The 18,031-nt window shown below is 32.8% G+C and carries 18 protein-coding genes; 8 read left to right on the top strand and 10 right to left on the bottom strand.

Annotation, left to right across the window (positions count from 1 at the left end; all coding sequences use genetic code 11):
- Positions 1-125 precede the first annotated feature (125 nt).
- On the top strand, positions 126-1,673 hold the full coding sequence (locus HUE88_RS07035) for an EAL domain-containing protein (RefSeq protein ID WP_194368023.1): 1,548 nt from the start codon (positions 126-128) through the stop codon (positions 1,671-1,673).
- A gap of 14 nt (positions 1,674-1,687) precedes the next feature.
- On the opposite strand, the gene HUE88_RS07030 is transcribed toward HUE88_RS07035, so the two are convergent.
- From HUE88_RS07030 to HUE88_RS07020, 3 genes are read right to left on the bottom strand one after another with little or no spacing between them, the layout of a single operon-like run.
- On the bottom strand, positions 1,688-2,389 hold the full coding sequence (locus tag HUE88_RS07030) for an anaerobic ribonucleoside-triphosphate reductase activating protein (protein ID WP_194368022.1): 702 nt from the start codon (positions 2,387-2,389) through the stop codon (positions 1,688-1,690).
- Positions 2,352-2,504, bottom strand: coding sequence for an anaerobic ribonucleoside-triphosphate reductase (gene nrdD, locus HUE88_RS14000; protein WP_194368021.1), 153 nt, complete (start codon positions 2,502-2,504; stop codon positions 2,352-2,354). Before nrdD ends, HUE88_RS07030 begins: the two co-directional genes overlap by 38 nt.
- 28 nt (positions 2,505-2,532) lie before the next feature.
- Complete coding sequence (locus HUE88_RS07020; RefSeq protein ID WP_194368020.1) at positions 2,533-4,626, bottom strand: ribonucleoside triphosphate reductase; 2,094 nt, start codon at positions 4,624-4,626, stop codon at positions 2,533-2,535.
- 116 nt (positions 4,627-4,742) lie between these two features.
- On the opposite strand from HUE88_RS07020, the gene HUE88_RS07015 reads away from it, so the two are divergent.
- Together HUE88_RS07015 and HUE88_RS07010 are read left to right on the top strand one after the other, a co-directional pair.
- The gene (locus HUE88_RS07015; protein WP_194368019.1) at positions 4,743-5,189 is read left to right on the top strand and encodes a hypothetical protein; all 447 of its coding nucleotides are present in this window, start codon (positions 4,743-4,745) and stop codon (positions 5,187-5,189) included.
- Positions 5,190-5,232: 43 nt separating this feature from the next.
- Positions 5,233-5,784 carry a thiamine phosphate synthase gene (locus tag HUE88_RS07010; RefSeq protein WP_194368018.1) on the top strand — a complete coding sequence of 184 codons (552 nt, stop codon included), beginning with the start codon at positions 5,233-5,235 and terminating at the stop codon, positions 5,782-5,784.
- Here HUE88_RS07010 and HUE88_RS07005 read toward each other — a convergent pair.
- Entirely contained in the window at positions 5,777-6,064 is a 288-nt protein-coding gene (locus HUE88_RS07005; protein WP_194368017.1) for a hypothetical protein, read from the bottom strand. The genes HUE88_RS07010 and HUE88_RS07005 overlap by 8 nt on opposite strands.
- A gap of 186 nt (positions 6,065-6,250) precedes the next feature.
- On the opposite strand from HUE88_RS07005, the gene HUE88_RS07000 reads away from it, so the two are divergent.
- Positions 6,251-6,427 carry a hypothetical protein gene (locus HUE88_RS07000; protein ID WP_194368016.1) on the top strand — a complete coding sequence of 59 codons (177 nt, stop codon included), beginning with the start codon at positions 6,251-6,253 and terminating at the stop codon, positions 6,425-6,427.
- Here HUE88_RS07000 and HUE88_RS06995 read toward each other — a convergent pair whose 3' ends face one another.
- A complete protein-coding gene (locus tag HUE88_RS06995) occupies positions 6,428-7,672 on the bottom strand; it encodes a BaiN/RdsA family NAD(P)/FAD-dependent oxidoreductase (protein WP_194368015.1) in 1,245 nt (414 codons plus the stop codon). It lies immediately after the preceding gene.
- 53 nt (positions 7,673-7,725) lie between these two features.
- On the opposite strand from HUE88_RS06995, the gene HUE88_RS06990 reads away from it, so the two are divergent.
- The gene (locus HUE88_RS06990; RefSeq protein WP_194368014.1) at positions 7,726-8,400 is read left to right on the top strand and encodes a tRNA-uridine aminocarboxypropyltransferase; all 675 of its coding nucleotides are present in this window, start codon (positions 7,726-7,728) and stop codon (positions 8,398-8,400) included.
- 59 nt (positions 8,401-8,459) lie between these two features.
- The gene (locus HUE88_RS06985; protein WP_194368013.1) at positions 8,460-9,221 is read left to right on the top strand and encodes a carbonic anhydrase; all 762 of its coding nucleotides are present in this window, start codon (positions 8,460-8,462) and stop codon (positions 9,219-9,221) included.
- Between the two features lie 93 nt (positions 9,222-9,314).
- On the opposite strand, the gene HUE88_RS06980 is transcribed toward HUE88_RS06985, so the two are convergent.
- The 5 genes from HUE88_RS06980 to HUE88_RS06960 form a co-directional block, all read right to left on the bottom strand.
- Entirely contained in the window at positions 9,315-9,989 is a 675-nt protein-coding gene (locus tag HUE88_RS06980; RefSeq protein ID WP_194368012.1) for a YggS family pyridoxal phosphate-dependent enzyme, read from the bottom strand.
- 2 nt (positions 9,990-9,991) lie between these two features.
- Positions 9,992-11,044, bottom strand: a complete 1,053-nt coding sequence (gene rseP, locus HUE88_RS06975; protein ID WP_194368011.1) for an RIP metalloprotease RseP — start codon at positions 11,042-11,044, stop codon at positions 9,992-9,994.
- Positions 11,044-11,595 carry a CDP-diacylglycerol--glycerol-3-phosphate 3-phosphatidyltransferase gene (gene pgsA / locus HUE88_RS06970; RefSeq protein ID WP_194368010.1) on the bottom strand — a complete coding sequence of 184 codons (552 nt, stop codon included), beginning with the start codon at positions 11,593-11,595 and terminating at the stop codon, positions 11,044-11,046. Before pgsA ends, rseP begins: the two co-directional genes overlap by 1 nt.
- A 94-nt stretch (positions 11,596-11,689) precedes the next feature.
- A complete protein-coding gene (locus HUE88_RS06965) occupies positions 11,690-13,279 on the bottom strand; it encodes an EAL domain-containing protein (RefSeq protein ID WP_194368009.1) in 1,590 nt (529 codons plus the stop codon).
- Between the two features lie 192 nt (positions 13,280-13,471).
- On the bottom strand, positions 13,472-13,858 hold the full coding sequence (locus tag HUE88_RS06960; RefSeq protein ID WP_194368008.1) for a class II SORL domain-containing protein: 387 nt from the start codon (positions 13,856-13,858) through the stop codon (positions 13,472-13,474).
- A gap of 201 nt (positions 13,859-14,059) precedes the next feature.
- Between HUE88_RS06960 and HUE88_RS06955 the strand changes: the two genes are divergently transcribed.
- Both HUE88_RS06955 and HUE88_RS06950 read left to right on the top strand, forming a co-directional pair.
- Positions 14,060-16,153 (top strand): TonB-dependent receptor, encoded by a 2,094-nt coding sequence (locus HUE88_RS06955; protein ID WP_194368007.1) that lies wholly within the window; start codon positions 14,060-14,062, stop codon positions 16,151-16,153.
- A gap of 8 nt (positions 16,154-16,161) precedes the next feature.
- On the top strand, positions 16,162-17,994 hold the full coding sequence (locus HUE88_RS06950) for a nitrous oxide reductase accessory protein NosL (protein ID WP_194368006.1): 1,833 nt from the start codon (positions 16,162-16,164) through the stop codon (positions 17,992-17,994).
- Positions 17,995-18,031: the final 37 nt, after the last annotated feature.

Below are 18,031 nucleotides of genomic sequence, written 5' to 3'. Positions count from 1 at the left end.
TAACCCTTATATTAGTAAAACATTAATGTGAGTATATTTAAAATGTTGTTAAAATCTACTTTATATTTTTCAGGTAGAATGTTATAAAAAAATTTGGAGAATAATGTGGACTTAGACTATGATACATGGAAGTCAGTGATTTTACATTAACATCTTCAATAGATGTACCAAGTGTACTAGAAAATGTTCAAAAACTGAAAAAAGATAATGTTTTAATTCATATTGTATCTTTTATACATAATACTGTTTTAGTTCAGAGTTTAAAAAATGAACTAACAAAGGTGTTCCCCAGCGCTAAAGTAGTTTTACTGAAGCATAGTGATAAAATTACAACATGCCTGACTGTATATAACTTAAAGATGGATATAGAGATTCAGAATATAAATGATGAAGTGCTAAGAGAGCTAAATGCACAAACTACGAAAAAAGATTTGAGTATAAAAGAGTACAGAAATAAGCTTTTTAGTAGATACTTTACAGACCATTTAACAAACCTTCCAAATGTATATAAACTTAGAAATGACCTAGATGAAGAAAAAGATTTTGCTTTAGTAGTTTTTAATATAGACAACTTTCAGACAATTAACAATTTTTATGGTTTTATTGTTGGAGATTACGTGATTGAACAAGTTGGAAAATATCTTCAAGAAACTATTTCTGATAATGAAATATATAGACTCTCAGGCGATGAGTTTGCATTTATCTTAGACAAAGACATTGGTTTTTATGAGCTTAAAGATTATTTGAATAATCTTTACAATAATATTAAAAATTTTGTTGTTGATTATCAGGGTATAAATATATATATAGATTTTACATTGGCATCATCTACGAATGGAGATAGTAAAAATATATTTTCTAAAGTCTCTATGGCGCTTAAATACGCAAAAGAACTAGGCATTCCTTTTTGGATATATGAAGATAGAATGAACTTTGAAAATGAGTATGAAAGAAATTTAAAACTCTCTGGAATTGTTAGATATGCTGTAGAAAACTCTCATATTGTCCCTTATTATCAAGCTATTGTTGATACTAAAACCTCAGAAATTAAAAAGTATGAGTGCTTGGCAAGATTAATAGATAAAAATGGAAAGATACTCTCACCAGTTCTTTTTATTCCTATTGCAAAAAAAATCAAAGTTTATAATATAGTAACAAAAACTATAATCGATAAATCTTTTGCTACATTTGAAAACAGTGAGTTCGAATTTAGTATTAACCTTTCTATAGAAGATATTATGAGTAGTGAAATATTTAATTTTATTATAGAGAAATTAAAAAATTCCAAAGCATCAAATAGAGTTATTTTTGAGTTGCTTGAGTCAGATGCAATTATTGATTTTAAAAAAGTAGAGCGCTTCATAAGTGAAGTAAAGAGATATGGTGCAAAAATAGCTATTGATGACTTTGGAAGCGGCTACTCAAACTTTGCATATTTAACAAATATGAGGGCTGATTATATAAAGATAGATGGCGCGCTTGTGCAAAATATTGATGTAGATGAAAATTCACTTTTAGTCGTAGAAACAATAGTTGAATTTGCAAAAAAACTTGGTATAAAAACTATAGCAGAATATGTTCACTCTAGTGTTATTATGGATAAAGTTAAAGAGCTTGGCGTTGATTATTCTCAAGGGTTTTATATAGATGAGCCATCTGTTAATCTTAAATAATAAATTATTTAAGATTATCTCCAAATAACTTCTAGCTCATTACTTAAACGTGATTTGTCAAATTTATTTGTTGCTGTTTGTATATTTCCAATATTAGATTTGGTATCCAAGAACTCTTGTAAGTAGTATTTATTACTGTAACCTTTTTTCTTTAACTCTTTTATAATTTCATTGACATCTTCTACATGTAGCAAATCATTATGGATTGTAGTTCTTACTTCAAAATCAATTGAACTCTCAATAAGCATATCCAATGTATTTGAAAAATCTTCGTATTTATTGGAGTAGGTTATTTGTTGAAATTTTGCTTTTGGAGCTTTGAAATCAAGTGCGACATAGTCAAGTAGGTTTAATTCAAGCAACTCTTTAATTTTTAGAGTATTGATACCGTTTGTATCAAGTTTGATTTTAAAACCCATCTCTTTTACAGCCTGACAAAACTCTTTTAAGTTATGTGAAGTTGCTTCGCCGCCAGATAGAACAACAGCATCTAAAAGATTCTTTCTACTTTTTAAAAAAGTTAAAATATCATTATAGCTATGCTCACCATCTTTGGCAAATACAATATCTTTGTTATAGCAGTAATCGCACCTCATATTGCACCCACTGAACCAAACTATACAAGCTAGATGATTTGGATAGTCTAGGTGAGTAAATGATGTGCAATCATAAATTACATTAGCATTCAGTGAATTGTTTTCTCTGTTTGTGCTCACCAGTTTTTCCTACATTGAAACTCTCAACAGGTCTATGATAACCCATTACTCTTGTATATACTATACATTTTTGTCTTTTTTCTTCGTGTAACTTTAATGCTTCATTTTTACTCATTTTATATCCTTTAATTTATTTAATGCTATTAAGCAATGTTCTCTTCTATCAAAATTTCTTCATCACATTTTGGGCAATACTCATGTTCTCCAGCTATGTAACCATGTTTAGGACACACTGAAAACAGAGGCGTAATTGTGATATATGGAAGTCTAAAGTTTGAAATAACATTTTTTACAAGCTTTCTACATGCCTCAGTAGAACTAACTTTTTCTTTCATGTACAAGTGAAGAACTGTTCCGCCTGTATATTTACACTGAAGATCATCTTGAAGTGTTAACGCTTCAAATGGATCATTTGTAACATCAACTGGAATTTGTGATGAGTTTGTATAGTAAATATTATCATCCATACCAGCTTGAAGAATTGAATCACCGTATCTCTTTTTATCTTCTTTTGCAAATCTATAAGTTGTTCCCTCAGCTGGTGTTGCCTCAAGATTGTAAAGGTTTCCTGTCTCTTCTTGAAATTCAACCATTCTGTCTCTCATATGGTTTAAAATCTCAGTAGCAAACTCTATTCCTGCTTCAGATCTTACATCATAAGCATCACTTGTGAAGTTTCTAATCATCTCATTTATTCCGTTTACACCAATAGTAGAGAAGTGGTTTTTAAAACCTGGTAAATATCTCATAGTGTATGGGAATAGTCCTCTGTCATACATCTCTTGAATAAATACACGTTTCTTTTCTAAAGTGTTTTTTGCGTGATTCATAAGTTGGTCAATACGAAGCATTAATGACTCTTTATCACCTTTATATAAAAAGCCAAGTCTTGCCATATTAATAGTCACAACACCTATGCTTCCTGTCATCTCAGCACTACCAAAAAGACCACCACCACGCTTTAGAAGCTCTCTTAAATCAAGTTGCAAACGACAGCACATACTTCTTACATGTCCAGGCTTATAAGCTTCTTCATTCGCTATAAGTTCACCAGCATCGTTTCTTTTGTACTGAGAGCCAATAAAGTTTTGAAAATACGATGAGCCTATTTTTGCAGTGTTTTCAAAAAGTACATCTGTATTTTCTCCGTACCAATCAAAATCTTCTGTAATATTTACAGTAGGAATAGGGAATGTAAACGGTTGACCAGTTTTATCTCCCTCAGTCATAACCTCATAATAAGCTTTGTTGATCTGATTCATTTCAGATTGGAAATTCTTATATGTCATATCTTCAAGATTTTTACAACCGCGCTCAGCTGCCATTTCTTCTAGTTCACTATCAAGAAGACCTTTAAAAAGGTGAGTTTGCTTAGATGTAGGAATTTGATCTTTTAAATCCTCTGGCACAGTCCAGTCAATTGTAACATTTGTAAAAGGTGACTGACCCCAACGAGCAGGAACATTAAGATTGTAAATAAAACTTCTAATAGCTTTTTTTATCTCTTTATACGGAAGTTTGTCTCTGAAAACATAAGGAGCTAAATATGTATCAAATGATGAAAAAGCTTGCGCGCCAGCCCACTCACTTTGAAGTATCCCTAAAAAGTTTGCCATTTGACCAAGAGCCTCACGAAAATGCTTTGGAGCATCACTTTCAACTCTACCTCTTACACCGTTAAAACCTTCATCTAGAAGTGCTCTTAAGCTCCATCCTGCACAGTAACCAGTTAAACAATCAAGGTCGTGAATATGGTAGTCACCGTTTCTATGTGCCTGACCCTCTTCTTTTGTATAAATTTTATCTAACCAGTAGTTTGCAATAACTTTACCGGCAGTGTTGTTTACAAGTCCTGCATTTGAGTAGCCAGTATTAGAATTTGCTTTAATTCTCCAGTCGGTACCAGAAATATACTCTTCAATAGTTTGAGTTGAGTTTATGTATGTTGTGTCTTCTTCTAGCAGGTGGTCTCTTTGCATTTTATGCATATGGCGATAAAGTAAAAATGACTTCATTACATCATAGTATCTTGCTTTGTATAGCTCTTCTTCTATTGAATCTTGTATATCTTCAACAGCTACAACCCTTCTATCTTTAAGTTTTTCTAGTACATTGTGAAACACAGAGCTATCATAAGTGACATGCTGAGACTTAAATGCTTTTTTAATAGCGTCTTCAATCTTGTATGATAAAAACTCTTTATGTGTTCCGTCTCTTTTTAATATATTTTCAACCATAGTAACCCCTAATATTTTGATGAATTTTATATGATAAGAAGTTAAAAGTTAATAATAAAAAGTGTCATTTACATGTCACTAAAAGCTCTGTTAATTGCTATAGGGTATAATTCCGTATGAATAAAAAAATAGAAAAAATTTTAGAAATCTGGCATAAGCATTTTGAGTCTGAAGATAGACAATATTCTGAGTTTGAACGCTCAGACATAGAGTATTTTGTAGGTTGTTTGTTGTATAACCACTTTTCACTCTCTAAATCACTTGACACTATGAAAACAATAGATTTATCATATGATTTCATCTCAGAGTGCGGTGATGAGTATGATGAAGTTATGAGTCTAATCAAGAGTATAAGCTTTGATGATGAGATACAGAAGTTGAAGTTTTTGCAAAACTATTTAACAGAATCTAAATCAAAATACAGTGGTGACGAACTTTACCTGATTAATCGCTTAGAGTATCACGTAAATGGGATTGCTCAAAGATATAAAAATGATGAAGAAGCTAGAAGTGTTGTATTTGAAGCCCCACTTCCTAAGTCTAGAAACCCACTGCTTAGATAGTAGATTTAGTAGCTAATTAAATTATGCAAAAAAGAAAAACACTATGCAAAAGTATCTGATTACTTCTGCGGAGTTTTGTATGGACACTCCAAATGTTTTCAAAAATACTTTATACAATCAGTTTTTAAAACATAAACCAAATTATGCACTCTATAGAGACAAGTCAAATAAAAATTACAATCTTGGAGCAAGTTCTTTTATGGATGTTTGCCGAAAGTTTGAAACTATGAAAAGTTTTATTCACCAACATGCAGATTTGGCTAAAGAACTAAATGCAACTGGTGTTCATCTAACTTCTAAGCAGTTTGACAAGATTTTTGATGCCAAAAAATTTGGCCTTGAAGTTATTGTAAGCACTCATACTTTTGAAGAAGTTTTGTTGGCTCAAGAGTTGGGAGCTGATGCCGTAACTTTCAGTCCAATTTTTACATCTCCAGATAAAGGTGAGCCAAAAGGGGTAGAAGAGCTAAAAGAGCTTTTGGAGATGTGTTCTATTCCTGTATTTGCATTGGGTGGAATAGTTAAAACGCTACATGTAGGTATGATTGGGCAGACAAAAGCTTATGGTTTTGCTTCTATCAGGTACTTTAAATAGATGATGTTTTATCTTTAGTATCAACTTCTTCACTTTTTTTAAAACCGGCACCTTTTTTTGTTTTAGCTTCAAGTCCTATAGCTTCTATTATAGAGCGGTAATCTATTTCTTGTTTATTCATTGTTGAAAAGCAGGTAACAATTACTGCTATCGTATTGGGCACTTTACCTTTTGTCTTATATGACTGAATGTTTTTCTCACTTACTTTAATAAGTTTACTAAATTTTGGCAAGCTTATTTCAGCATCAAGCAATAATTTTTTAAAATCTATAAATGTCATAATAAAGCCTTTATATATGTTTAACTAGTGCAATTATAGCTTGTTTTGCAAATATATTTTAAAAAGCAGTGTAATACTATATTTTATTACTATTAGTTAGAATATAGTTGACATTATTGTTGAAAAACAATATAATCTCTATAATTTATTACTATTGGTAATAAATCCAAAATAAAAGGAGCCAAAATGGCAAAAGTTTTAAAGAAAAAAGCAGTAAAAAAAGTTGTTGCAAAAGTAACTAAAAAAGCAAAAGCATCAAAAGATGTGGCAAAGAAAGTGACAAAAGCTGTTGTAAAGAAAAAGCCTGCGACTAAAAAAGTAGCAAAAAAAGCTGCAAAAAAAGCTGTTAAAAAAGCAAAATAATTATTTTTTTAACAATCCAGCCAAATATCCGCTGGCAAAACTCCATTGGAGGTTGTAGCCTCCACATGGACCATCTAGATTCATAACCTCTCCGCAAAAGTATAAACCATCAATTAGCTTGCTCTGCATTGTCCTTGGATTTATCTCTTTAAGATTTATTCCGCCTCTTGTAATCATAGCCATTTTAAATCCATCATGCCCGTTGATTGTAAGTGGTGTCCAGGCAAGTATGTTTATGAGTTTTGCTTTTGAAGAGCCTGAAATTTTCCCATATTTACTCTTTGGGTCAATGCCGGCTAAGTCAAGTAACGCCAAAGAGAGAGCCTCCGGGAGCAGGGTGCAGATATGTTTTAAAATTTCTGCATGTGGATTCGTCTCGACTTCTTTTTTTAAGTGCTGGTTTAACTGCTCTTCATTCATCCCTTTTGTTAAATTAGCAAGTATTGAAAGTTCGCCATATTTTGATAAAAGTGGTGTAATCTCTCTGGCAAAATCCAAAACAACCGGACCCCTGATTCCGTTACTTGTAAATATCAAATCTCCTGTTGCCCTGAGTTTGTTGTGTTTTTTCAAATCAACTCTAAGCTCAGCTTTAGCGATTGTATCTGCACGACAATTTTTAACCCATTCATCTTTTGTCTTAAGAGGCATCATGGCTGGATACAGTTCTGTTGTTTTGTGTCCGAGTTCTTGAGCCATCTCATAACCGTCACCCTGAGCTCCAAGCGTTGGGTAGCCGAGTCCTCCGGTGGCTACTACGACATTTGACGCATAAAAAGTGTCAGATGGCGTTTCAATACCTACAATTTTATCCTCTACATGTAGAAGTTTTTGTACTTTTTGTGAGCATAAAACTTCTACATGTAGAGTGCGTAACTCATCTTCAAGAGCAGAGATAATAGTAGATGAGCTATGAGAAGTTGGAAAAATTCTAAAACCGTCAGGAGCGTGTGTCTCAACTCCTATATCTTTGAAAAAACCTATAAGGGCTTTGTGGTCAAATGCCCCAAGCGCATCTTGCATAAATCGGCCGTCACGACCGAACTTAGCCATAAACTCCTCATTTGAAAGAGTATTGGTAAGGTTGCATCTGCCACCGCCGGTAGCCTTTAGTTTTGAAGCAATTTTAGGAAGTTTTTCTAAAAGCAGAACACTTTTTCCATCTCGCGCAGATATTATTGCAGACATTATCCCCGCTGCACCGCCACCAACAACGATAAGGTCAAAGTTTTTGTTCAAGATCATCCTTTTAAATGTCTAATTTTAGTATAATTTCTATTATTTAATATAGGTTGAAAATGCAAACACTTTATGGTGATAGAGAAAAATGTTACAATTGTTACAGACCGAAAAGCTCCTGCATGTGTGGCTATGTAAACAGTATTAAAACAAAAACAAAGTTTATAATTTTGATGCATCCAAAAGAGTTTAAAAAAGTAAAGAATGGAACCGGGCATTTAACTCATCTGTCGCTTGAAAATTCGGAACTTTTTATTGGAATTGACTTTAGCAATCATAAAAAAATCAATGAGATTCTCTCTACATGTAACAGTTATATACTCTACCCATCAAAAGATGCGATAAATATCAGCAGGGAAAAATTGCATGACAACAAGCCGAGTAATCAAAAAGATATAGCTATATTTATTATAGATTCGACTTGGGCATGTTCACTGAAGATGTTAAGAGAATCAAAAAATTTGCAAAATCTAAATCATATTAGTTTTGAGAACAATAAACTTTCACAATTCAAGATAAAAGAGCAGCCGGCAGATTATTGTCTATCTACAATTGAATCAACTTTGAGTCTTTTAGAACTTTTAAACTTTTGGAAGTATGAAAACATAGAAAATGACTATTTAAAGACATTTTTAAATCCATTTGAAAAAATGGTAGAGTACCAGCTAAAATGCGTGGATAATCGCCTTAACGATTCAGTAAGATATAAAAATAAACATAAGTTTTTTAATTAAATCTTTTATTAGTGTGATAATTTAGTTATAATTTTACTATTTAAATATAAGGATAGGAAATGAATTTATCAAAAACTTTGGCAAGCAGTTTAACGGCTGCTGTTTTAAGTACTACACTTTTTGCAGGTGTACATGGGACCCATTGGGGTTATACAGGCCATGAAGGTCCTGAGAATTGGGGTAATTTAGATCCAAAAAATTTTATGTGTAAAGATGGCAGAAATCAGTCTCCCGTCAATATAAGCTCTGATGTCATTGTAACTACAGCAGAAGGGCTGGATAAGATTAAATTTTCATATACTACGGAGGCTGCAGAGGTTATAAACAACGGACATACTATACAGGTTAATGTTAAGCCTGGAAGCTCTATAGAGGTTGATGGGACTCAATTTGATTTAAAACAGTTTCATTTCCATACACCAAGCGAGAATCAAATTGAGGGTAAACACTTTCCTTTAGAAGCTCATTTTGTTCATGTTAGTGAAAAAGGTGAATTGGCTGTTGTTGCACTTATGTTTGAAGATGGTGAAGAGAATAAATTAATTAAAAAAGTTTGGAATCAGATGTCAGATCAAGCCGGAGAAACTTCTAGTTGTGGAGTTAGTGCAGCAAAAGCAAGAGATTTTTTACCACAAAACAAAGATTACTACAGATTTGACGGTTCTTTAACTACTCCACCATGTAGCGAGGGTGTTAGATGGCTTGTTCTTCAAAACTACTCACATGTAAACAAAGAGCAGGTTGCTAAGTTTAAAGAAGTTATGCACGGTAATGACAATAGACCAATTCAGCCAATCAACGCTAGAAAAGTTTTAAAATAATTTAATTCCCCTTTGGGAATTATTTATTAAACAAGTGCCACTCTAAAGTGCAAATTTTAGAGTGGATATGTAAGATAATTATTTTTAAAGAAGTTATTTAGGAAATAAAACTGAGCCGAGTCTAACCATATTGGACCCGCACTCTATTGCTAACTCAAAATCACCGCTCATCCCCATAGAACAAATGGTTGCACCTTTAAGTTCACTATAAATTTTATGTGTAATCTCAAAACTTTTTTTAATTACATCTTTGTCATCACTATGTGCACCTATGCTCATAACACCTTTTAGATTGATGTTTGGACACTCATTAGCTATTTTTTCATAGCTCTCTTTTGCAATCTCGGGCATAAAGCCATGCTTGCTTTCTTCTTTTGCAGAGTTTATTTGAAGCAGCGCATCAAGAGTCATTTCTCTAGCTTTTAGTTTTTTTTGCAATTCATAAGCCAACTCTAAAGAGTCAAGTGCATGAAACAAAGTAGGGTCAATATCTAAAAGATTATTTATTTTATTCTTTTGAAGATTGCCTACAAAGTGCCACTCAATTGGAAGCTCTTTAAGCTCTTCACTCTTAGCTTTTAAATCTTGAACTTTATTCTCACCATAAGCTCTTTGACCTATGTTATATAGTTCTTCTATCTCTTTGGCTGTTGAATACTTACTGATTGCTACAATTTTTACAATGTGATGAGCGCTGACTCTAACTCTTGCAAATTCAACTCTTCTTATAACATTGTCTATATAGATTTTATACTCTTCTTGATTCATATTTACCCCATTAGTCTATTAATATCGTTGTATATTCCAAGTCCCATAAGCGAGAAAAGTATAGCCCATCCAGCGATAGTGAGTTTTATAACTATAGCCTCACTTGCTTCTCTTCTGAAGATAAATTCATAGAGATTAAACATTATATGTCCGCCGTCAAGTGCTGGAATCGGAAGAAGATTTAAAACTCCAAGATTAACGGAAATAAGCGCTGCAAAAGCCAAAACACTCATCCATCCGTATGCAGCAGCGTCTGATGTGATTTTAACTATACTTATGACTCCGCCCAGCTCTTTTGCCGGAACTTCCCCAACAATAAGTTTTTTAAGACCAGTAAATATCATAGTGGATGCATATATAGTCTGCTCAGTGGCATAGGATAGTGTCTCGCTTGCACTTAGTTCAAGTTTATGAGAAACTCCTGCACTTGCGATTCCTATCATCTTTTTTTGTATAATTTCATTGAACATATTTGTAGTTTGTGTGATTTTTGGAGTTAAAATTTTGTGTTCAATAAAATTATTTCTTACAATCTCAATATCCAATGAACCAGTTGAAGTTTCAATATGCTTAGCCATATCTGACCAAGTGAAAATCTCTACGCCGTTTATAGATTTTACAGTATCGTTGGACTCTAATCCTGCAATAAAAGCAGGTGAATCTTTCACAACATTTCCAATTACTGGAGATAAAATACCAGGACCACCAAGAGCAATAATAAAATAAAGAAAAAATGCTAAAACAAAGTTTGCAAGAGGACCGGCTAAAAGTATAAAAATCTTTTGCATCGGTGTTTTTACATTGTAACTGTTGTTGTCGTAACTTTTTTTACTAGGGTCACTGTCATCTTGACCCTTCATCCTTACGTATCCGCCAAGTGGTATAAGTGCTATTCTCCACTCGGTACCCCATTTGTAAAAAGAGGCAATTTTTTTCCCAAAACCAATACTGAAAACTTCAACATAAACACCCATCGCACGGGCTGCAAAATAGTGACCCAGCTCATGAAAAAATATAAGTGCTGATAGGACTAAAAGAGAGATAATAAAACTCATTAATTTTTACCTTTTAAAATTGCTTGTTTAAACCCATAAAGATATTCAAATCCTGAGTATAGAGTAAGAGCTACCGCAAACCATAAAAGCTCAGTCGCAAAAGGCCAGTGCATTAGTAAAAAACCAATGGCAATCATCTGTATAACTGTTTTTATTTTTCCAGCCCACGAAGCTTTAACGCTTAATCCTTCGCTAACCGCAACAGTTCGAATTCCGGTAATGAAAAGCTCACGAACTATAATAATATAAATCGCCCAAGCAGAAGCCTCGCCAATCATCATGAGACCTAAAAATGCAGCAAGTGTAAGCATCTTATCCGCAAGAGGGTCCAATATAGCGCCAAGCATAGTCATCTGATTCCATTCTCTTGCTATATAGCCATCAAAAAAGTCTGTAATACTAGCTAGAACAAACAAAAGAGAAGCAGTATAGTAGTTCCATGTTATATCATAGCCGGAGTCTGTAAAAAAATCTGGGTTTAAGATTATCCAAAACATCAATGGCGCAATCAATATGCGAAGTGATGCCAAGGCATTGGGAAGATTAAGCAAAAATATCCTTAAAAATTTTAGTTATGAGATTTTAGCTATTTTTTGCTTGTTTTTGGTTAACTGAGTAAAAGCTTCAGTATTTACTAAAGTGTACTTAAGCCATCAAAGATGGTTCGTCTATGTAATAACCCTGAGAGTAATCAACACCTAGTTCTTTAACTCTATCCATAATAACACGAGAATGAACATACTCTGCAATAGTCTTAATTCCAAGTTTTTTTGCAAACTCAACTATAGTTTCCACAACTAAAAGGGAACTTCTGTCTGTGTCAATCTCTTTAACTAAAGAACCGTCTATTTTTATATAGTCAGCACTCATTTTAGTCAAATATGCAAAGTTAGAGTAACCGCTTCCAAAGTCATCTATAGCAATCTTGGCACCATATCTTTTTACTTCACAGATAAATCGTTCAACTTTCTTAAAATCCTCTATAGCATCTGATTCTAGTATTTCAAAAGTAACTTTATTTGATACTTTTGAATTTTTTAATTTATTCATGATAAATATAAACATCTCTTTGTTTACAATATCTTCTATTGATAAATTTATTGTAAATTCAAAATCAAGAATTTCAAACGTAGCGAATGATTTATCAATTATTGTTTGTGTAACTATATGGTAGTTTTTTATCTTTTTTGCTATAGGTATAAAGTCTAGTGGTGACAACACTTTTCCATTTATATCTATGAGTCTTGCCAGACACTCATATTTCATTATTTTAGAAGTTTTGGTATCTATAATAGCCTGATAATATGGAACAATCCTAAAATTGCTAACAGCCTCTCTTACGACATCCGATAACTGAAGTTTTTTTGCATAATTATTTTCAAAATCCATTTTATCTTCATATATCCAAAAATGGGCACGAATCTCTTTAGCATGCCTGAGTGCCATTGAGACTTTGGAAAATATATTTGTATTGTCTCCGTTGACTGATGAGGCTAGGGTGACATTAACAAATATATTAATACCCTGATATTTAACTGAAATGTCTTTCAAACGATCATAAAGGTTACTTAGGTGCTCTTTTAAGTCATAAAAAAACATGTTTTTGTTTATGACAAGCGCAAACTCATCACCAGATAGTTTATAAACATCATATTCTGGAATATTTCTTTGAAGATATTTGGCAACATTTTCAATTACATAATCTCCAATCAAGTATCCATAAAAATTATTAATTGTCTGAAAATTGTCTATGTTAAAAATAATCAATGTGAAGTTTTCATTCTCCTCTAAGTCTCCTCTTAACTGATAAACATTTGGAAGATTTGTTAAGTGATCAGTAAAATATCTGCTAAGAAGCTTGTTCCTGTATTTGATTATTTCGCCGCTTTTATTTGAATTGTCTCTATAGAGTTTATTGAATATCTCATTGCTGAAATCTTTACTCTCTGCATCATCTTTTAAAGTATAAACATTCAAGCATATTTTAGATTTTTCATTGTGTTTGAGAAAAACTATCTTTGCCTGTGGAACTACACCGTTTATCTCTTTTTTTAAATTTTGAAGCATTTGTGTGTTATCTGAAGAAGATATTATATGGATAATAATATTGTTTTTTTCTATTTTTTCTATTTTTTTTAAAATATTAAAAATTTCATTAGGAGATGTGATAGTAAAATTGCTATTTTCTATTGTGTTATTGTTTAGTTCCACATAATCTCCAAATTTTTTTACCATAAAAGCTCTTGGCTTTTAATATAGATATTAATTATATAGGGAGCAATCATTGTTCCAAAAAACATATATATATCACATGTGTAACATAAAAAAATACTATAAAATTATGATAATGAATAGTTTTGATTTTTATCTAAAGAAGTGTGTATAATAGGACTTTAAAGTCCTATTGAAAAGGTGAAAATTTTATAGTTATTCAGTTACTTCAACTACTGTTTCAGTTGATTCCCAAATACCATGTTTAGTACAGTATGCTTGAGCAGTAAGTTTTAGTTTTTTACCAGTTGGAATAATGTTAAATGTAACTTGTGCATGAGATTTTATATTTCCAAGAGCACCAGGTGTAAAGTCAGCACGAGCAAGAAGCGTCTCACCGTTAAAAAGTGACATGTTGGCAATATAGTGATCAAAATCATCAGGATGAGTATACTCGTTACCCATTTTTACGGTTATTGAAAACATCTCACCAGCTTTGGCTGTATCTTCACAGTGAATAAACGGAGAGTGACGGTCAATCAGGTCTTTTTTAGCTTCACGCTCTACGGTGTCAATATCTACATACTTATTTATCTTTGGCATTTTAAATTCCTTGTATTTTTAATTTATATGACATTGTAACTATTAAAACTTTTAGATTGACATAAAGAAGAGTATATTTATCTTATTTAAGAAATTTTTAATTAATCAATATTTTTTATTTTTAATGCAATTGCACTTAACAGATAAGTAACAATCTTAAGTTAAAGTTCAAATCTTAAAAACTTTTAGCTTAGGAAAATTATGAAATATAGATATTCACTTATAACACTATTGGCACTCTCGTCACTTAATGCTCAAGATGTCAGCTTAGATGCCATTAGTGTAACAGCAACCAAAATCTTTAAAGGGACAAAAGAGGTGTCGCAATCAATTTCAGTTGTTGATGAGAAAACTATTGGGGATAAAAACATACTAAATATACAAGAGGCCATAGAAAATATACCGGGTGTAAATGCAGAGTCATCCACAAACTCTCCCAGTCCGAGACTTATAATCAGAGGAGCAGGGCTTAAAGCTAGATATGGTGTAAGGGAAGTTATGGTTATGAAAGATGGAGTGCCTCTAACTGACCCAGACTCATTTACCAGATTTGATTTTATAGACATGCAAGATGTAGCCAGTATAGAGGTGCAAAAAGGGCCAGGCTCTATAAATGCTGCCAATGCAACAGGTGGCGTAATTCAACTTATAACAAAGTCTGTATTTGAGGAAGATTACAACAGAATAAAACTTGGTTTCGGTGATGATGGGCAAAGAAATCTTAATCTAAAACTCAGAGGTGCTCTTGGTGAAAACGATTTTACTTCAGTAACTTTTAGTAAGAGGAAGATAGATAATGAGTGGAGAGATAATAATGAATTTGATGCCACTCAATTTAGTTTAAAGTATGGTCATTTATTCGAAGATGATTCATCAATAGAAACAGAGCTCTCTTATACTCAATCAAATATGAATATACCAACATCAATGACGGCCAGCGAGTTCGCAACTTTTGAGAGTACGGGTGAACAGCACGACACAAGCGCACAATTTCAAAATAGCTCAAGAGATTCAAAAATATTAGCCCTTAATGTCAGGTATGAAAAAGAGGTAGGGGATACAACTTACAAACCAAGGTTTTATTTTAATACATGGGATCACTTTCATCCGGTAACAGGAATAATAAACGAGAGCGACAACAACAGTGTATATGGAACCGATTTAGAGTTTGATTATAATCATAATTTATTTGGAGATAAAGCCTCTTTGGTGGCTGGGGTAACTCTTAAAGCAGATATAACCAAAGATTCCAGAAAGTATAAATATGCACATTACGTAACTCTACCTGCGTCTGGATGGCCATTTACTCCATATATAAGTGAGACACTATCTGATGTAAAAGGCGATTTGGCACAAACTGAGGATAGTACAACTACACTTTATGGGGCTTACATAATGGAGACATTTTCACCTCTTAACGGCTTGACATGTGATTTTAGCACAAGAGTTGATAAACTAAGTTTTGACATAAGTGGCAATGAGATTACTGCTTATGATTACAGCTCAAAAAACTATATAACAGGAGTTGGTCTTTATACAACCGATAAGTCATATACGCTTCTATCATCAAGAGTTGGGGCGACTTATAAGCTAACTGAGACTACAAACATGTATGTATCTATAGCAACGGCCAATCAAGCTCCTACTACAAGTGAATTAGGCGAGAATGAATCTTTGGAAAAATCAACAAGTTTAAACTATGAAGTTGGTATTAAAACAAGAGCCAAAAATATCTCATATGATTTGGCTGTTTATCAAAATGATGTAGATGACGAGATTATTCAGATTTTAGATTCTAACGGCAACTCTATATATGACAACGCCGGAAAGACTCAAAAAAGAGGTTTGGAGTTTAACGGTGTATATAAATTATCTCAGAATATGAACATTGGTGGCAGCTATGCTTTTAGTGATTTTAAATTTAAAAAATTCAATGAAAAAGTCGGTGCTGGATTAGTCTCTAGAGATTCAAACTATCTGCCGTATATTCCAAAAAACCAGTATTCGCTTTTTGCCGCATTTAACATGTCAAACGGCTTTAAAACACGAGTGACCGCAAAAAGTTGGGGCAGCTACTATATGGACAATGCAAATACAAAAAAATATGAAGGGTTTAAATTTGTTACTAATTTAATGGTGGGTTATGGATATAAATCGCATAATATACAGTTGAATATTAAAAATATGACAAATAAGTATTATGCAATGGAAGCTTTAAAAAATGTATACGGCAATGAATCATACAAGGCCGGAGCTCCAATGAGTTCAATGCTTACTTATAGCTATCTATTTTAGGAATTATTATGGTTGAAAAACAAATAAGAGATAAGAGTGACATATTTAATATTCCTGTTTTAAGGTTTTTATTTAAAAATCAATTGTTTATAATGGGTCTTAGATTAATACTTCTGGAGTTATTTATATATGCTATATACTTTGGACTTATCCATCATGTAAAAGAGGAAAACATCTTTACAACTGCAGTTTTTTGGTCATTGTTCTGGCCACTGTTTGTAGTTGTTACACTCTCGACTTTTGGCAGAATTTTTTGCGGTATCTGTCCACATGGCTTTATGGGAAAATATATAACTAACTTCGGCCTTAAAAAAAAGATGCCTAAAGTACTCTCTAACCCTTTTGTCGGTCTTTTGCTTCTTATAGTGGGTTTTTGGGTGGTTTATTATATATATCCTGAGGCCTATAAAACTCCAATAGCTTCATCAATCTTTTTTATTGTTTTAACGGTTATCTCAGTTGTGTTTTTTTATATATATAAAGATATGAGCTACTGCAAATCAATATGTCCTATAGGGACTTTGATGAGAGGTTTTGGAAAAATTTCTTTTGTAACGCTCGGTACTTATGAAAATTCTTGTAAGACTTGTACAACATTTGAGTGTGCAGATGCATGTTCATACAACCTCAAACCATTTACCTTTGATAAACGCTCAAGCATGACGGACTGTACTTTGTGTATGGATTGCAGTAGTGCATGTGAGGCAGTAAGTTTAAAATTTACAAAGCCATCTGAGTCGCTTTTTAAAAACTTTAAGATACAAAAAGCTGAAGTTTGGGCTTTCATTCTGATAACAGCGGCAATTTCCATTGCCATGAGTTTTCACCACGCACTTGGACGTGTTGCAATATCTGATGAATTTATATGGTCGAAACTCGGTCTTTTTTTAGAAGATAAAATAGCTATTAGTGGAGTTGATTATGTAGGAATCAGTGCACTGTTTTTTGCAATGCTTATAACAATCTCTTTAGTATACTTGGGAATGTACATTGCGGCAAAAGTTTTGAAAGAAGATTTCAAAAGAGTGTTTTATACTCTAGGTTATGCTTTTGCACCTCTGTTTATAATAGGGGGACTCTCACACACTTACGAATTTTTCTTTTTACACCACTACAGCGATATAGCAAATGGATTTATTCAAGGTTTTAATCTTACTCAAAACAGAGTAGAACCAATCGCTGCAAGAGGAGATAGCTGGCTTAGAATATTTGCTATTTTTAATTACATTGCCGTTGTTTGGGCATTTATAATTATGGCAAAGAGAATAAACTTTTTCAGTGCTTCAAAAATTGCCAAAATAGTAGCGTTTGTAGCCGCTTCTAGTCTAATTATTTTTTATCTGTGGCTTAATGTCTATAAAGTTTATGCCTTTAAAACCTATGGTGCTAAAAAGTTTTCGCATCATGCTCCAAACACTAAAAGGTTTCAATCAGTCTCCTTAATTGATGCAACACTTCTTCAGTCTGGAGAGAACAAGAGAGATGGAATTTTATGCGGCATGGATTTGGTTATATTTTATAAAACAAATCATGCAGCCACACTAAACGGTGAGGCTAGACAATACTGCTCTCTTTACTGTCTTGTTGATGACCTACATGTAAATAAACTTCCTCTTGAAAATATTCAGGTTGTTGATGCGAAAAGTTTGAAATTTATAGATGTGACAAAAGCTTTTTACGTAGTTGGCAGCAGACAAAAAGGGACTATGAGCGTAGAGAGTAAATATGCATTTTCAAACTATGAAGATGCCAGTGCGTTTGCAAAATTGTATGGCGGTAAAATTTTAAATTTTGATGGAGCCGTTGAGATAGCAAAAAAAGATTTTAAAAGCGCTCTTTAACCAATAAATAGATAAAATCGCGACAATAATATAAAAT

It is taken from the genome of Candidatus Sulfurimonas baltica, from assembly GCF_015265455.1.
GTDB lineage: Bacteria > Campylobacterota > Campylobacteria > Campylobacterales > Sulfurimonadaceae > Sulfurimonas > Sulfurimonas baltica.
The sequence above is the reverse complement of the archived record's forward strand: the minus strand, read 5'-3'. Positions and strand labels throughout refer to the sequence as shown.

What these genes read in the sequence shown, in the direction of transcription:
- HUE88_RS07035 (WP_194368023.1), top strand. Translation starts at nt 126, where the DNA reads ATGGAAGTCAGTGATTTTACATTAACATCTTCAATAGATGTACCAAGT.
- nrdD (WP_194368021.1), bottom strand. Translation starts at nt 2,504, where the DNA reads ATGAGTAAAAATGAAGCATTAAAGTTACACGAAGAAAAAAGACAAAAA.
- HUE88_RS07020 (WP_194368020.1), bottom strand. Translation starts at nt 4,626, where the DNA reads ATGGTTGAAAATATATTAAAAAGAGACGGAACACATAAAGAGTTTTTA.
- HUE88_RS07015 (WP_194368019.1), top strand. Translation starts at nt 4,743, where the DNA reads ATGAATAAAAAAATAGAAAAAATTTTAGAAATCTGGCATAAGCATTTT.
- HUE88_RS07010 (WP_194368018.1), top strand. Translation starts at nt 5,233, where the DNA reads ATGCAAAAGTATCTGATTACTTCTGCGGAGTTTTGTATGGACACTCCA.
- HUE88_RS07005 (WP_194368017.1), bottom strand. Translation starts at nt 6,064, where the DNA reads ATGACATTTATAGATTTTAAAAAATTATTGCTTGATGCTGAAATAAGC.
- HUE88_RS07000 (WP_194368016.1), top strand. Translation starts at nt 6,251, where the DNA reads ATGGCAAAAGTTTTAAAGAAAAAAGCAGTAAAAAAAGTTGTTGCAAAA.
- HUE88_RS06995 (WP_194368015.1), bottom strand. Translation starts at nt 7,672, where the DNA reads ATGATCTTGAACAAAAACTTTGACCTTATCGTTGTTGGTGGCGGTGCA.
- HUE88_RS06990 (WP_194368014.1), top strand. Translation starts at nt 7,726, where the DNA reads ATGCAAACACTTTATGGTGATAGAGAAAAATGTTACAATTGTTACAGA.
- HUE88_RS06985 (WP_194368013.1), top strand. Translation starts at nt 8,460, where the DNA reads ATGAATTTATCAAAAACTTTGGCAAGCAGTTTAACGGCTGCTGTTTTA.
- HUE88_RS06980 (WP_194368012.1), bottom strand. Translation starts at nt 9,989, where the DNA reads ATGAATCAAGAAGAGTATAAAATCTATATAGACAATGTTATAAGAAGA.
- rseP (WP_194368011.1), bottom strand. Translation starts at nt 11,044, where the DNA reads ATGAGTTTTATTATCTCTCTTTTAGTCCTATCAGCACTTATATTTTTT.
- HUE88_RS06965 (WP_194368009.1), bottom strand. Translation starts at nt 13,279, where the DNA reads ATGGTAAAAAAATTTGGAGATTATGTGGAACTAAACAATAACACAATA.
- HUE88_RS06960 (WP_194368008.1), bottom strand. Translation starts at nt 13,858, where the DNA reads ATGCCAAAGATAAATAAGTATGTAGATATTGACACCGTAGAGCGTGAA.
- HUE88_RS06955 (WP_194368007.1), top strand. Translation starts at nt 14,060, where the DNA reads ATGAAATATAGATATTCACTTATAACACTATTGGCACTCTCGTCACTT.
- HUE88_RS06950 (WP_194368006.1), top strand. Translation starts at nt 16,162, where the DNA reads ATGGTTGAAAAACAAATAAGAGATAAGAGTGACATATTTAATATTCCT.